This is a genomic window from Pseudoalteromonas sp. S327 (assembly GCF_005886415.1).
GTDB classification, from domain to species: domain Bacteria; phylum Pseudomonadota; class Gammaproteobacteria; order Enterobacterales; family Alteromonadaceae; genus Pseudoalteromonas; species Pseudoalteromonas atlantica.
Genome location: NZ_PNDP01000014.1, coordinates 94,519 through 108,401, shown reverse-complemented (window position 1 = coordinate 108,401; position 13,883 = coordinate 94,519). Strand labels below are relative to the sequence as shown.

15 protein-coding genes are annotated in these 13,883 nt (G+C 40.3%); 8 read left to right on the top strand and 7 right to left on the bottom strand.

The genetic code is table 11. The features are described 5' to 3' along the window. Positions 1-249: 249 nt before the first annotated feature. On the bottom strand, positions 250-852 hold the full coding sequence (locus CWB60_RS05990; RefSeq protein ID WP_138576392.1) for a thiamine biosynthesis protein ThiC: 603 nt from the start codon (positions 850-852) through the stop codon (positions 250-252). 402 nt (positions 853-1,254) lie between these two features. Next, a complete protein-coding gene (locus tag CWB60_RS05985; protein ID WP_138576390.1) occupies positions 1,255-1,956 on the bottom strand; it encodes a metal-dependent hydrolase in 702 nt (233 codons plus the stop codon). Positions 1,957-2,259: 303 nt separating this feature from the next. On the opposite strand from CWB60_RS05985, the gene CWB60_RS05980 reads away from it, so the two are divergent. The 4 genes from CWB60_RS05980 to CWB60_RS05965 all read left to right on the top strand — a co-directional run bounded on the left by CWB60_RS05980 (position 2,260) and on the right by CWB60_RS05965 (position 7,993). Then, positions 2,260-3,087 carry an ABC transporter ATP-binding protein gene (locus CWB60_RS05980; RefSeq protein ID WP_171036120.1) on the top strand — a complete coding sequence of 276 codons (828 nt, stop codon included), beginning with the start codon at positions 2,260-2,262 and terminating at the stop codon, positions 3,085-3,087. Next, the gene (locus CWB60_RS05975) at positions 3,087-4,535 is read left to right on the top strand and encodes an ABC transporter permease (RefSeq protein ID WP_138576388.1); all 1,449 of its coding nucleotides are present in this window, start codon (positions 3,087-3,089) and stop codon (positions 4,533-4,535) included. The genes CWB60_RS05980 and CWB60_RS05975 overlap by 1 nt, the downstream gene beginning before the upstream one ends. Beyond that, positions 4,532-5,794 carry a DUF3526 domain-containing protein gene (locus tag CWB60_RS05970; protein ID WP_138576386.1) on the top strand — a complete coding sequence of 421 codons (1,263 nt, stop codon included), beginning with the start codon at positions 4,532-4,534 and terminating at the stop codon, positions 5,792-5,794. Before CWB60_RS05975 ends, CWB60_RS05970 begins: the two co-directional genes overlap by 4 nt. A gap of 90 nt (positions 5,795-5,884) precedes the next feature. Beyond that, positions 5,885-7,993 carry a TonB-dependent siderophore receptor gene (locus tag CWB60_RS05965; protein WP_138576384.1) on the top strand — a complete coding sequence of 703 codons (2,109 nt, stop codon included), beginning with the start codon at positions 5,885-5,887 and terminating at the stop codon, positions 7,991-7,993. A gap of 54 nt (positions 7,994-8,047) precedes the next feature. Here CWB60_RS05965 and CWB60_RS21110 read toward each other — a convergent pair whose 3' ends face one another. From CWB60_RS21110 to msrA, 4 genes are all read right to left on the bottom strand, one after another. Beyond that, on the bottom strand, positions 8,048-8,350 hold the full coding sequence (locus CWB60_RS21110) for a transporter substrate-binding domain-containing protein (RefSeq protein ID WP_349304164.1): 303 nt from the start codon (positions 8,348-8,350) through the stop codon (positions 8,048-8,050). 9 nt (positions 8,351-8,359) lie between these two features. Next, the gene (locus tag CWB60_RS21105) at positions 8,360-8,797 is read right to left on the bottom strand and encodes a transporter substrate-binding domain-containing protein (protein WP_349304163.1); all 438 of its coding nucleotides are present in this window, start codon (positions 8,795-8,797) and stop codon (positions 8,360-8,362) included. A gap of 137 nt (positions 8,798-8,934) precedes the next feature. Next, entirely contained in the window at positions 8,935-9,849 is a 915-nt protein-coding gene (locus CWB60_RS05955) for a 2OG-Fe(II) oxygenase family protein (protein ID WP_138576382.1), read from the bottom strand. A 200-nt stretch (positions 9,850-10,049) separates the two neighbouring features. Next, positions 10,050-10,649 carry a peptide-methionine (S)-S-oxide reductase MsrA gene (gene msrA, locus CWB60_RS05950; protein WP_138576380.1) on the bottom strand — a complete coding sequence of 200 codons (600 nt, stop codon included), beginning with the start codon at positions 10,647-10,649 and terminating at the stop codon, positions 10,050-10,052. A 236-nt stretch (positions 10,650-10,885) separates the two neighbouring features. On the opposite strand from msrA, the gene CWB60_RS05945 reads away from it, so the two are divergent. Beyond that, the gene (locus CWB60_RS05945) at positions 10,886-11,080 is read left to right on the top strand and encodes a CPXCG motif-containing cysteine-rich protein (protein WP_138576378.1); all 195 of its coding nucleotides are present in this window, start codon (positions 10,886-10,888) and stop codon (positions 11,078-11,080) included. A 63-nt stretch (positions 11,081-11,143) separates the two neighbouring features. On the opposite strand, the gene CWB60_RS05940 is transcribed toward CWB60_RS05945, so the two are convergent. Continuing rightward, positions 11,144-11,347 carry a hypothetical protein gene (locus tag CWB60_RS05940; protein ID WP_138576376.1) on the bottom strand — a complete coding sequence of 68 codons (204 nt, stop codon included), beginning with the start codon at positions 11,345-11,347 and terminating at the stop codon, positions 11,144-11,146. Positions 11,348-11,446: 99 nt separating this feature from the next. Between CWB60_RS05940 and CWB60_RS05935 the strand changes: the two genes are divergently transcribed. From CWB60_RS05935 to CWB60_RS05925, 3 genes are all read left to right on the top strand, one after another. Beyond that, on the top strand, positions 11,447-11,929 hold the full coding sequence (locus CWB60_RS05935; RefSeq protein ID WP_138576374.1) for a GNAT family N-acetyltransferase: 483 nt from the start codon (positions 11,447-11,449) through the stop codon (positions 11,927-11,929). A gap of 172 nt (positions 11,930-12,101) precedes the next feature. Next, a complete protein-coding gene (locus CWB60_RS05930; RefSeq protein ID WP_138576372.1) occupies positions 12,102-12,713 on the top strand; it encodes a MarC family protein in 612 nt (203 codons plus the stop codon). A gap of 30 nt (positions 12,714-12,743) precedes the next feature. Continuing rightward, positions 12,744-13,628 (top strand): alpha/beta hydrolase, encoded by an 885-nt coding sequence (locus CWB60_RS05925; RefSeq protein WP_138576370.1) that lies wholly within the window; start codon positions 12,744-12,746, stop codon positions 13,626-13,628. Positions 13,629-13,883: the final 255 nt, after the last annotated feature.

The following is a 13,883-nucleotide window of genomic DNA, read 5'->3' as shown; positions in this document are numbered from 1 at the left end:
TCAAATCTTGACTTCATACATCAAAACATAAATCGGTTAAAAGCTTTTGATATAAGATATTTTTACCCTCTAAAAGCGCAGCGCCTCATAAACTCTTTGTGAGTTAGTATTTAGATTACTAAGAGGGAGCAAAATTGGAATGCGCAAAGAGTATACTTCAAACATAAAACATCGGCGAATTAGAACCCTAATTCACGCCGATGTTTATAACTTATTTAAGTAAGTGCCTTACTAAAAAGGCACTAAACCTTAGTCTTGCTTACGGTTAAGGCTAAATAAGCAGATTGCTAGAAGTAATGTTGCAATCATACCTGATGCACCAGCAACACCTGATGGTAAGAACCCATCACGCCCAGCAATAATTAATACTGCATTGGCAAGCATTGCAACTGCGCCTGTTAGGGCTGTAAGGCCGCCAATGGCTTTGCCACCTTTAGCAATAAAAGATAGGCCAAATACAAGTGCTGCTAAGCCTAGTAGTAATTTAGCTGCGTAGTAAATCATGAATGATAAAGACACCACACCGCCAATTAAAGGTTGTGCGCCTTCTACTGCGCCCGCTACTTCACCAAATGTTGAAAACAACGTTAGGCCAATGCTCACCTGTATTATGTTAAGTATTGCGCTAAATGTGATAGCCGACCAACCTAGTTGAGCGTTTTTAGCTTGCACCATAGTGGTACTTGCAAAGGCCACAAGCACAGTAAACAGCACGGCTTCTAGTCCCCATGCATACTGTCTTGAAAAGCTAATTTCAGCACTGTAAAAGGCAGTAAAAATAGCCTGGGTTATTGCTAACGCTAACAATAACGATGCTGTAATTAGGGTGGTGCGTTTATGTGTAAATTCCATTATGGTCCTCTTCTAATTGTATATTTGACGCTTTAAAAGTTGTAGTCACTTTGCATACATCAAACAGATGAAAGTATTGCTGCTATAAGACAGGTAAAGCGGAGTAATTATTTCACTAAAACCAATAAAAATAATAATTAATATCAAATAGGCTAAAACTTGCGCTTTTAATGAAACTTAAATTGGCAAAGCCGCATTGAGTTAAGCTGTTGAGACTTTAAAAGAGATGCGCCTCTTATCCTTTTTGTGAATTAACTTTTAAATTAAATGTTGGGGTGATTTCGACTAACTAAGCTGGCTGTTTATTCGAGAGGAAATTAAAACAATCGCTTAAAAACGCATATATACCCACAAACAATGTTTATGGGTATTTTGTGTGACTAAGCCTATAAATGTTTTTTATTAAGATAAAAGCCTAAAATGAGACCAATCACTTAATGCGATAATAGTTTGCTCTGTAGGCGGGGCTACATAGATTAAACCTGCAATGGCAATTATTGATGCTAACGTAATTAATTTATTGTCAAAGTCGGCTATTTTTAACGCGGTGCCAAAGGAGCGTTTAATGGTGACATTGCTTAAATCTACACTGTAAATTTCATCGAGTAATAAATGAATTAGCCCGCCGATTAAAATAAACCCACCTGTTAACCAGGCAAAGGTGGCTGCTTGTGTGGTTGTTTGCTCGTTTAGTTGCCAGGTTACTTGCGTTGTTAACAGCGCGCATAGCACTAAAAATAATAATGAGTGGCAGCTGCCTCTGTGCACAGTGATCCATTCAAAAATGGGCCTAATAATGTATTTCATAAACCCGTACACCAATAACGGCACTACGATTAGCTCTATAAAACTAATTTCGATTATTAGCTCGGTGGTTATGTAATGCAGCACCAGTAATACAGCGCTCAGTGCGAATAAGTTAAAAATAGTATTGAGCGAGGTTGAGTTATCTGAGTCTATGTCGGGTAATAAGCCGCCAATTGAGCCTAAAAACCATAACCAAAGTGCGCCGTTTAAATCAATATGGCCTGCAGATAATAAAGTGGCTGAGCCTAAACCTGTGACGATGACTGCAGTATTAAGATGAGTATTGAAATTTGCCATTGTATCTCTTGATAGAAAAATAGGTGGGCATTTTAGCAATTGAAAAGTTCATTGTTCAATTTACTTTAAAGGTAAGACGTAAATAACTTAAGTACTTAATTTTAAACGCTGCGTTAGGAATGATTTTAGCCTAAATGGCTATGGATTTTGTAATAGGCAAAACCCGTTGAATAAATCAACGTGGGTATCACTATTAAAACCTCTGCATCATTTGTTAATTATTAATATGTTATAGTGTTGCAATAGGTGTTTGATATAGTATAACATTCAACGCATTCTAATTTCCCTTAATAGAGTTTGAATGTGAGTACACCTACAGCTGTTAATCAAACATCACCGAAAGAATCTCCACGTGTGGAACAAACACGTAATGAAGCCCTAAATACAACTCAAGCCGCTACTCAAACAGTTAAAAGCGAAGCCATTATTGAAGTGGACTCGTTAAGTTTTAGCATTAAAAACAACGCTATTTTAAAAAACTTAAACTTTAGCGTAGGCTCAGGCGAAATTTACGCGTTACTTGGCGGTAACGGCGCGGGTAAATCAACCACGTTAAAAACCTTGCTTGGATTTAATAAACCCACTCAAGGCTCTGTAAAAGTAGCGGGCAAAGAGGTAACACACGCACTTGATTTTGTACGCGGTAAAACGGCGTATTTGCCAGAGTCGGCCACGTTATATCCGCATTTAACTGCCCGCGAAAACGTGGCGTATTTTTTATCGCTTGCTGATATTAAAAAAACCGATGAGCAAATTAATGCTGCGTTTAACCGTGTAGCGCTACAGCAAGCTGCATGGGAGCGTCCTATGCAAACGTACTCTAAAGGCATGAGGCAAAAAACTGCGATTGCACTGGCTATTTTACGCCAAGCCCCCATATTTTTACTCGATGAGCCTACATCGGGCCTTGACCCTGTTGCTATTGATGAGTTTAACCAGTTAGTGCGTGAGCTTGCATTAACCGGCGCTACTATTTTAATGGTAACGCACGATGTATACGGCGCATGCCAAGTTGCAAACCGAATTGGTTTATTAAGAGCGGGCGAGCTGGTGGGCGAATTTGACGCGCCAGAAAACGGCCGTATTGATACCGAGCAAGTTCATGCCGCGTTTGCACAAAGAGGCGCGTAATGAGCAAAAATAATTTTTCAAAGGTGGTTATAGTTGCCAAAGATGAGTGGCGCTATTGGCTTCGCTCAAAACTGGCGATGACCGTTTTAGCCATAGGTTTATTACTTACGCTTTCATCGGTGGTGGTGACTGCCATTACAATGCACGAACTTAGCCACACTCGTAATGAATTACAAAGCAATGCAGAGCAAAGCTTTGCTGAGCAGCCCGATCGCCACCCACACAGAATGGTGCATTACGGGCATTACGCTTTTAGAACACCAACCCCACTGAGCACCCTAGATCCGGGGATTGATGCCTACACAGGTAACTCAATATTTTTAGAAGGGCATAGGCAAAACAGTGCAATGTTTGCCGAGCAGCGCCAAGGCACAGCTTTAACAAAACTTGGCAGCTTAACGCCTGCTTTTATTGTGCAAACATTAGCGCCGTTACTGCTTATTTTAATAGGTTACAGCTCTATTAGCCGTGAGCGCGAATCGCAAACGCTGTCGTATTTATTGGCGCAAGGCACCAAAGGCAGCACGCTGATTGCGGGTAAAGGGCTGGCGCTTTTGTGTGTTGTTGGGTTAATTATTGCGCCATTAGCGGTGTCGGCGTTATTTACGCTTAGCGCTGGTGAGAGCCTTTTAGCAGTTGTTAGTTTTATTGTGGGCTATGCATTGTATTTAAGCGTGTGGGTGTTAGTTGTTTTATTAGCATCGAGCGTGTTTAGTAAAAATAGTGGCAGCTTTACAGCGCTTGCGTTTGTGTGGATTTTACTGTGCATTGTTATGCCGCGCGTAGCAAGTACCAGTGCCTCTACGGCTGTGCCATCGGCCGGTAAAATAGAAACCGACTTTGAAGTAAAAGCTGAGCTTAGAAAACTAGGTGATGGCCATAACACCAACGATCCCGCCTTTAAGCAATTTAAACAATCTCTGCTTAAAAAATACAACGTAAACAGCATTGATGAGCTGCCAGTAAACTTTAGAGGGTTAGTGGCCAGTGAATCAGAGGCCAAACAAACTAAGGTGTTAAACCAGTTTGCCGAGCAGCGCATGCAAAGTGAGCTTAAGCAAACGCAGGTATCGCGTTACTTTGGTTGGGTATCGCCTATGGTGGCTATTCGCTCGCTGTCGATGATTGTAGTAGGCACAAGCATAGAAACCCATCATCGCTTTTTACGCGAAACCGAAAAGCTGCGCTTTGATTTTGTGCAAGGGCTTAACAAAGTACACATTGAAAAGCTTGATTACCAAGTTGATATGAACCGCAACGCCAATACCGAGGCCACTAAAAAAGCACGCGTAGGATCAGAGAACTGGCAAATACTGCAAAACTTTACCTTTGATGTAGATAGCGCTGATGTTCGCGCGCAAAGAAGTGTACCTGCTTTTTTACAGTTAATACTGTGGATTGTAGTACTTGTAGGCGGTATTAAATTGGTAGGAAAACGTTTGATATGAGTTATTTAATTACACAACTTACACGAGAATGGGGCTTTTTACTGCGTCAAAAGTACCTTGTGGTATTGCTGTTATGTAGCTTTGTTTTATCGGGCTTTGCAATATACAGCGGGCTTAGCGAAGTAAGCGCGCAGCAGCAAACAATAGAGCGTTTAAAAGCTGCAGATCAAAGCGATCGCGCTAAAGTGCTGCAAAAGCAAGACGATCCGGGCATGTTGGCTTATTACAGTTTTCATTTAACGTATTCTCAGCCATCTAACCTTGCTTTTGCAGCATTAGGTGAGCGCGATATATTCCCGTGGAAACACCGTATTAATTTATTGGCCATAGAGGGGCAAATTTACGAAAGCGATGCGCAAAATGCCGAGCTGGCACAAGCCGGTAAAATTGATTTTGTATTTGTAATTAGCGCCTTAGCACCACTGGTTATTATTTTGCTGTTTCATGACTTATTTGCAAACGAGCGCACTAGCGGCAGGCACGACTTACTGGTTACTACGGCTAAATCGTACTTTGATTTGTGGGGCGCACGTATAACGGTAAGGTTTTTAGCAGTAATAGTGTGTTTAATGCTGCCATTTTTTATAGGTGCATTTATAGCTGGGGCAAGCGCGTTTGAAATTGCGTATGTATCGCTACTTTGTATTGCATACCTTGCATTTTGGACTGCGCTGAGTGTGTGGTGGGGCAAAAACGCGACTAGTGCGCCGCGCGTTGCCTCTGGCCTAATTGGTTTATGGGTATTATTTGCTTTTATTATTCCTATTTTAGGCGACCTTGCTATAAACAAATCGGTGCATTCGCCTAAGGGTGGCGACATTATGCTTACTCAGCGTGAAGCGGTAAATGATGCCTGGGATTTACCAAAATCTGCCACTATGCAGCCTTTTATTAAAGAGTACCCAGCACTTGCGCCATACATTGCTATGAGCAGTGAGTTTGAGTGGAAATGGTATTACGCATTTCAGCAAATGGGCGATTTAAAAGCAGCGCCGCTCTCTAAAGCATACCGAGACGCAGCCGCTAAAAAATATGACTTAGCAGGCGTTGTGTCGTGGTTTTCGCCACCGCTGTTATTGCAGCGCAGCTTAACGCGAGCCGCCCAAACCGACTCAGTAGCAGCGTATGCATACGAGCAGCAAATTCGTGATTATCATCAGCAATTACGTGAGTTTTACTACCCTTGGTTATTTTATAAGGGTAACCCGCCTAAATCAGTTCTCAATAACATGCCACGCTTTGAGGCTATAGCAAAGTAATCCTTACTAGGTGCGCTAACCGCCGCTGTTTGGCGCTCCTAGTAACAACACCATAACTATAAAATACTTATATTACTAACAAGGTTCACAATGAAAACCAACACAACAGGGCTTAAGCTCTCCTATTTAAGTGCGTGCCTAGTAAGCTTATTTAGCAGCCAGGCTTTAGCTGCTGATCAAAACCAGCAAACACACAGTGCTAACACGAATATTGAAAGACTGTCAGTGGTTGCTACGCGCCAAGCTTACCAAGGTAACTTTAGCCAACTAGAAACTCCACAATCAGAGCTTAAAATTGATTTAGAAGCCCTTGAAAATGCAGGTGCAGTAAGCCTTAACCAAGCGCTTGATTTATCGGCCTCTGTTGCACGGCAAAATAACTTTGGTGGGCTTTGGAATAGTTTTTCGTTACGTGGCTTTGTAGGCGATGAAAACCTACCGAGTAACTACTTAGTAAATGGTTTTAATGCTGGGCGCGGTTTTGGTGGCTCGCGTGATTTGTCGGGTATTGAGTCGGTTGAGGTTTTAAAAGGCCCCCGTGCGGCTTTATTTGGCCGTGGTGAGCCAGGTGGTACAGTAAACTTAGTTACTAAACGCCCAACGTTTGATACGCAAGGTGAAATTAAGCTCTCGGTAGGGAGTTTTGATACTTACCGCGCCGATGTTGATTACACCACAGCGCTTACCGACGACATTGCAATTAGACTGGTTGGTTTTTACGAAGACGCCGAGAGCTTTAGAGACACCATAGAAACCACTAAACACGGTTTTAGCCCGTCAATAGTGTGGAATATTAACGACAGCAGCCAACTTGTTTACGAGCTTGAATACAGCGACCAAGAAGTGCCGTTTGATAGAGGCGTATTAGCCATAGATGGCGAGCTTGGGCTTATTCCACAAAGCCGTTTTTTAGGTGAACCGGGCGATGGCCTAATTGAAGCCGATGTACTAGGGCATCAGTTAGAGTACATTCATGACTTTGATGATAACTGGAGCATTTTATTTGGTGCAAACTACCGTGATACCTCTATGGAAGGCTTTGCAACCGAAACCGGGTTTGGCGGCGTAGTTGATGGCGAAGTAAACCGCTTTAGGCGCTACCGCGATTTTGATGCTCAATACCATGTTTTGCGTGCAGAGCTAAGCAGCAGCCTTGAGCTTGGCGGTTTTGAGCACCGTTTAATTATGGGTGTTGACGCTGATAAATTTGAAAACGATCAATTTATTTTACGTGTACGGGGCGATCAATACATTAATGTATTTAACCCTGTATACGGCGCGTATGAATTACCAACGCCTACATCTAATACCGATCGCGTAGAGATTCAAGAGTCACTAGGGGTATTTATTCAAGACCAAATAAGCGTAACCGATAAGTTAGATATTCGTATTGGTGCCCGTTTTGATGATTACGAGCAGCGTTTAAATAACCGTTTAGCAGGTACTAATACTAAACAAACGCAGTCGCGCGTGAGCCCGCAGTTTGGTGTGGTGTATGAAGCCGGTGATTATGTATCTGTATATGCAGCCTACGGCGAAAACTTTCGCCCGCTGTCGGGCAATGATACCAATGGCGATGGTTTTGAGCCAAACCAATCTACCTCTGCTGAGCTAGGTGTAAAATTTACCCTTAACGATGGCGCGTTATTTGGTACCGTTGCTGTATTTAAAGTAGATCAAGACAACATGCTAGTAGTAGACGACCCAGCAGCGTTTACTTATGCCGCCATTGGTGAAGCGCAAAGTAAGGGAATAGAAATAGACCTAACGGGTGAGCTTAGCGATAGTTTAGAAATTTGGGCGTCGTATGCGTATGTAGATGCCCAAATAGAAAACTCATTTTTTGATGCTAACTTTGGCTACACAGTAGAGGCCGGCGAGTCACTTTTAAATGTACCAGAGCATCAACTTAGCTTGCAGCTTGTTAAATCGGGCGAGTTATATGGCAATGCAATTAAATTTGGTGGCGGGCTATTATTTGTAGACGAACGCAATGGCTATTTTGGTACCGACTTTAAACTACCCAGTTATACAACCGCGCGTGTATTTGTAAATTACGATGTAACAGACGCGATTGGTGTTACGGCTGAGGTAAATAATCTGTTTGATGAAACGTATTACACAAACTCGTTTGCCGATGCATGGGTACAACCTGGTACACCGCGTAACGTTAAATTTTCTGCCTCTTATAAGTTTTAATTGGTATTTTGCGCTGTAAAAGTAAAAAGGTCGCTTAGTTAAAGCGACCTTTTTTTATTTGGCGTGCTTGTATTTTTCAAAAATTTTGTGGTACTGACCTGAATTTTTAAGTTTTTGTAGTTGAATATTAAAGTCATCACGTAGTCTTTTTGATTTAAATAAATAGCCATTTGGGCTTTTTCCAAACAGCGCAAAGCGATCTACAGATTGTGTTGTATCAATATCTTTAAGGGTTGAGCGATAGTAATCAAAACTTTGTTTATCCATTTGAATTACATCTACCTTGTTTGAAAAAAGCATTTTAACTTGAAGAGATTGGTCGTGAACTTCGTAATATTGCGTATTGGCTTTTGCCATTTTTGCATATTATTCGCCTAAGTGTATGGCGGCGCTGGGCCACGAAATTAAGCTGTAATATGTTAAATCTGCAATTTTAGTAAAGTTAAACTGTTTGCTTTTTAGGGTTATCGCTACGTTTTCGTATACATAGGCCTCATCAGAAATATACCCTTTGAGTTGGTTTCCGTTAGCGGTGTTTAAGTTAATATCGGCTAAAATATCTATTCTGCCTTTTGCATACCCTTTAGCGCGACGCGTATAGGGGTAATAGCGTGGCTCTATTTCATAGCCTAAAGGCGTTAATGCGGCTTTAATAATATCGAGGGTTAGCCCGCTGTTGGTATGTGACATTACAAAAGGCGGTAGGGTTTCGCCTAAACCTACAACTAATTTTTGTTTAGTAGGCGATGCACAGGCAAAAGATGATACAAGCAGTGTAGTTATTATAAAAAAGTTTAACTTCATTAGGCTGTTTAAATTAACTTGGCATACTAAAAAGATAGTAACTAAGTGGTTATGTAACAAGTAAATAGCCCATTAAAGTATGATTAAATACCTTTAATGGGCAAGTTCTAAGCACAAAAGGTTAAACTTGGCACCGTTTAAAAAGGTGCGTAGCCGTCTGGCGTTGTTTTTGGTGTAGTCCAACGCTCTTTTGCATCAATATCTGTACGTTTTGACCCCGGCGCTGGTATACGGCCATTATCGCCAAAAAGCCATAACACTAGGTTTGTTCTGTCGCCACTGGTTATAGGTTTTGCCGCGTGTGGTACATTGCCTTTGTGGATCATGGCGGTGCCTGGTTTAAAGCTAAGTTGTACAACTTTTGCGTTTACTTGGTCGTAAAAATCAAGTTCTGATCCGCTAAATTCTTCCCCAGGTAAGTTTAAATTAATATTTAATGTTACTGATGATGCATCGGTATGCGGACGAATAGACGCATCTGTACTTGGGTCGTAATAAATAGAAAAACCAAACGTTTGCGTATCGTAACCTATGATTTCAGGAAACAATAAACGTGAAATAGGGCGCATGTATGTATTTAATACTTGGTTATAAAATGCCTGAAAACTAGGAGCAGCTAAATAGCCCTCTGAGCGTTTGTCGAGCATGGCGCCGCGGCGGTTTAATACAATACCGTACGGTGGACGCATAGGAATGTTAGCATTCCATACTTTTTCAAGGTAACCACGTAAAACAGCTAGGCGCTCAGGATCAAAAAATTGAAACTGATACACATCAGTCGCTACTTCTTCTAGTAGTGATTTTACTAAATGCTCTTTAGATGGATCTTCCCATGCTGCATTAACGGCTTCACGTAAGTTTTTATCTAGTAATGAATCGTCAAGGGTAAAGGTGGTTGTATCTACTTCGGTTTCTTCCCACTCTTTCCAGGCTTGTGTAAGTAGTTGGTCGTTGTTGTACCAAAAATGCTGTACTGAGTGCTCACGATTTAACATGGCCTCTCTTGAAGGTAACGCTAGAGCACGAGCAAGTTGTAATTGGGTGGCAGACATAATGTGTAACTCCAGTTGTTGAATTAGGTTTTATCAATCTAGGAGTGAAATTTATTATATTTATAAAGTTAGATAAATAAGCTGTTTTAGGAAACAGTATCAAAATAATGTTTATAATTAGGGGCGGAATGAATAGAATTAGCAGTTAGCTGTAGTGGAGATGGGTTTGTATAAACCCATCAAGCGTTTAACTATAGATTTTAATGTGTGACTCTATCGCCCCAAATTTCTTCTAGGCGATTATCGCGTCCGCAGCGCCAGCGGTAGGTATTGTAGCGTATGGGGTTATTTTTATAATAATCCTGATGGTAGCTTTCTTTACCTTTAATTGGGTAAAAAGTGCTGGCATTAAGTATTGGCGTGACCACTGTTTGATTTGGGAATTCTGCTATTACGGCTTGTTTGGTTTGCTCTGCTATTTTGCGCTCTTGCTCGTTAGCTACAAATATGGCGCTTAAATAACTTGGGCCTTTATCGCAAAATTGGCCTTTGGCATCAAAGGGATCAATATTTACCCAAAAATGATCAAGTATGCCTTTGTAGCTTACTACATCAGGGTCGTAAGTAATTTGTACTGCTTCATAATGGCCTTGATGGTTACCATTGTAGGTCGGGTTTTTAATTTTACCGCCTGTAAAACCCGATATAACATCTTTTACGCCTTTTAGCTTTTCAAAGTCGCTTTCCATACACCAAAAACATCCACCGGCTAAAACTGCTTTTTCGGTTTTAGCTGCATGTGAAAAGGTGCTAAACAACATTGCGGCAGATGTTAATGCAAGCGTAAGTGATTTTTTCATATAATGATCTACCTCTAGTATGAGTTTAAATACATATTCTTAATAGTTAGACCCTTTAACTGTAAAACCTATTTCATTGTTTTTAGTAGGCTAACGTGAATAGCGGAAAAAGTAATATACGTAATGGTTTTTAATTAAGACCATACGTACATTGGGCAACCTCTGTAGCACAATGTAGTATTATCAGAGTGTGTTTATTAAAGTGAAAGCATTGAGATAAAAGTAGCAGGTGTTAAATGAACCAGTTAACCGAAAAATCGATAAGTTGCCCGTATTGCGGCGAAAGCATAGAAGTATTATTAGACGCGGCAGATATTGGCGAGCAATACATAGAAGACTGCCAAGTATGCTGTAAGCCTATTTCGTTTGTTGTTTTTGAAGATGAAGACGAGTTAAAAGTAAATGTATACAGTGAAAACGATACATTTTAATCCTTCGTTACTCTTTATATAGGTGGCTGCACAGTGGCAGCCACTTCCGTTTATACACGGGCGCTAGCTATTATTTTGCTCTCGGGCTAGTTGGTTTGGTAACAGCTCTTCTACTATTTCGCGAGCGGGGAGTGTATAACGTGTGCCGTCAAACATTACCGAGGTAAACTCGTTCATATTAGTAATGCCTGTTAGGGTCCAGCCCTCACCACGTTTAGGGCAGTATACGGTTGTGGTAGGTTGAATTACTTTAAAATCGTCGCTCATTATTGCTCTCAATATTGGCTATAAAGATAATGCTTGTGAATACGCTATGGTAAGTTAATAATGCTTAACCATAAAGCGCTATTTTAACTCCTGTATAAAATGTTTAAAACAACTCAGCTTGAACGCGTTACATTGCGTTTAATTACTCATAAGCATGCCCCACAGTTATTTTCTATTTTGAATCACCCGCAAGTGAGCGAATTTAACGACTATCAAACCCCCTTAAGTAAATGCCAAATTAAGCAATTAATACAAGACGATATTACCGCCTATTACGAAGGCGAAGTGATAAGAGTGGCTATTGAACATAATATAAATGGCAAACTCATGGGCACCTGCGGGCTTTATAATTTATCGCCTTGTAAAAGTAGGGCGTTTATTGGGTTTGAGCTTGATCCTATGTATTGGGATAAGGGCATTATGTTTGAGGTAATAACCGGCTTTGTTAAAACACTTAAACTGGCTATACCGCTTAATTACTTAGCGGCGCAGGTAAGTGCACATAATGCGCGTTCGCATAACTTATTAGTTAAATTAGGCTTTAGCTTGGGTGAGCATTCTATTTGGTATAAACACGTTTAGTACTGCATTAGTAATGTATTAGTTCTGCATTTGCATTATACACGTTAGTAAATTTCATCATAAGAGGAACAAATGCAATATAAAAAATAGCCAATTTGGCTTATAGTTAAGCGTAAGCAAATGAATTTGTTACCCGAGTTTTTAAAACGTGTTCGCTTAACAAGGATTTTATATGCTAGAAAAACTATCTCAAGATGCCCTCGTTATTTGGGCCACTATTGACCCAATAGGGACTATGGCGCTTTTTGCTGCGCTGACTTCTCATTTAAGTGATCAACAACGTCGTAAAACTGCGTTTAAAACAGTGCTATATGCAGGTGCAGTGTTACTTGGCTCTATTTTAATAGGGCAGCTTATTTTAAATGCGATGGGTATACGGCTGGTATCGTTTCAGTTAGGAGGCGGGATAATTTTATTTTTGTTTGGCCTACAAATGATATTTGGTAATGATTCAAATAAAGCAAAACAAGACCCAGGGCACGATATTGCAGTGTTTCCCCTTGCTATACCGGCTACTGCCACACCAGGGGCTATTTTAGCCGTTATATTACTTACCGATAATCACATTCACCCAATTACAACCCAAATAGGCACAGCGTTAATTACACTGGCAGTGTTGGGTGTAACCCTAATTTTGTTGTTGCTGTCGGGCAAAATTATAAAGCTAATGGGTATTGGCGGGGCGTCTATTTTAACCCGCGTGATGGGGATGATACTGGCCGCTTTTTCTGTAGAGCTGATAATGACTGCACTTGAAGTTAAGCAGTGGGTTAAGCTCGATTAAATAACTCCTAAACATTTAAAGGAATGACGCATGGCAATAAAAATAACAAAACATTATTTTATTAATTTAAGTTTAGCCGTAGTCATTTTTGCTATTGGTATTTTAGCCATACGCTATTACAACCATTATGTATCGCATTATACCGACGTAACAATTAACTCAAGCGTGCTTAATGAGTCGCGCAAAGTGTTTATAAGATTACCCGTTAATTACGATCCTAAAAGAGCGTATCCGTTAATTATTAAAACCGATGGTAACTTTAATTTAGATACATGGGATAAAGCACTTACAAAACAAGCTAAGAGCGAAAAAGGGGATAAGGCTATATTGGTGTCTATTCCTAATTTGTTTTTTACAGATACACGTAATCGCGATTTAGTGCCTCCTTATGCTCGCCAAGATGTAAATACACAAGCGCGCACAGAAAATGAAACACTTATAGAGCCAAATGGTGAAGCTGACAAGTTTTTAGCGTTTATTGAAACTGAGTTACTTCCGTATTTATCGGTAAAATATAAGCTTAGTAATAACCGTGTATTAAGTGGTTTTTCGGCAGGTGGCAGCTTTGTGCTTTATACATTGCATACAAAACCTGAACTGTTTAATGGCTACTTTGCTTTTAGCCCAGCGGCTTGGTATGACGATATGACAGTGGTTAAGAATGTAGAAGCATTTTTAACTACTCAAGCAAATAAAATTAAGTCGCCTACTTATTTATACCTTTCTGTGGGTGGAGCAGAACATCCGTTAATGTTAAAAGCGTTTGATAATTTAGAGTCTGCTTTAATAGCAAACCCTAATAACAACCTTGTGTGGCAAAGCGCTATAAACGAAGGTGCTGAACATTCAGATAATCCAACACTGAGTGTATCAAAGGGGTTAGCTGGTTATAGTACATTTATTAAAAATAGGTAGATAGTCTCAAACGATAGCTGTATGCATATACAGCTATCGGTGTTTTATCTATTTATGATAACGAATTAACTGGATAGCACTTCACTTAGTTTTATGTTATTAACGAGTTACAGAGGGAAGTTGTTTTAATTTATTTTTGCACAAAAAATAAATTAAACTGTGTTTATATACAGCATCTTGCTCTTGAGTTAGAATGCCATCTGTACATATAGACATATACCAAACTCACTGTTATTGCTTTTAATCATCCTTACG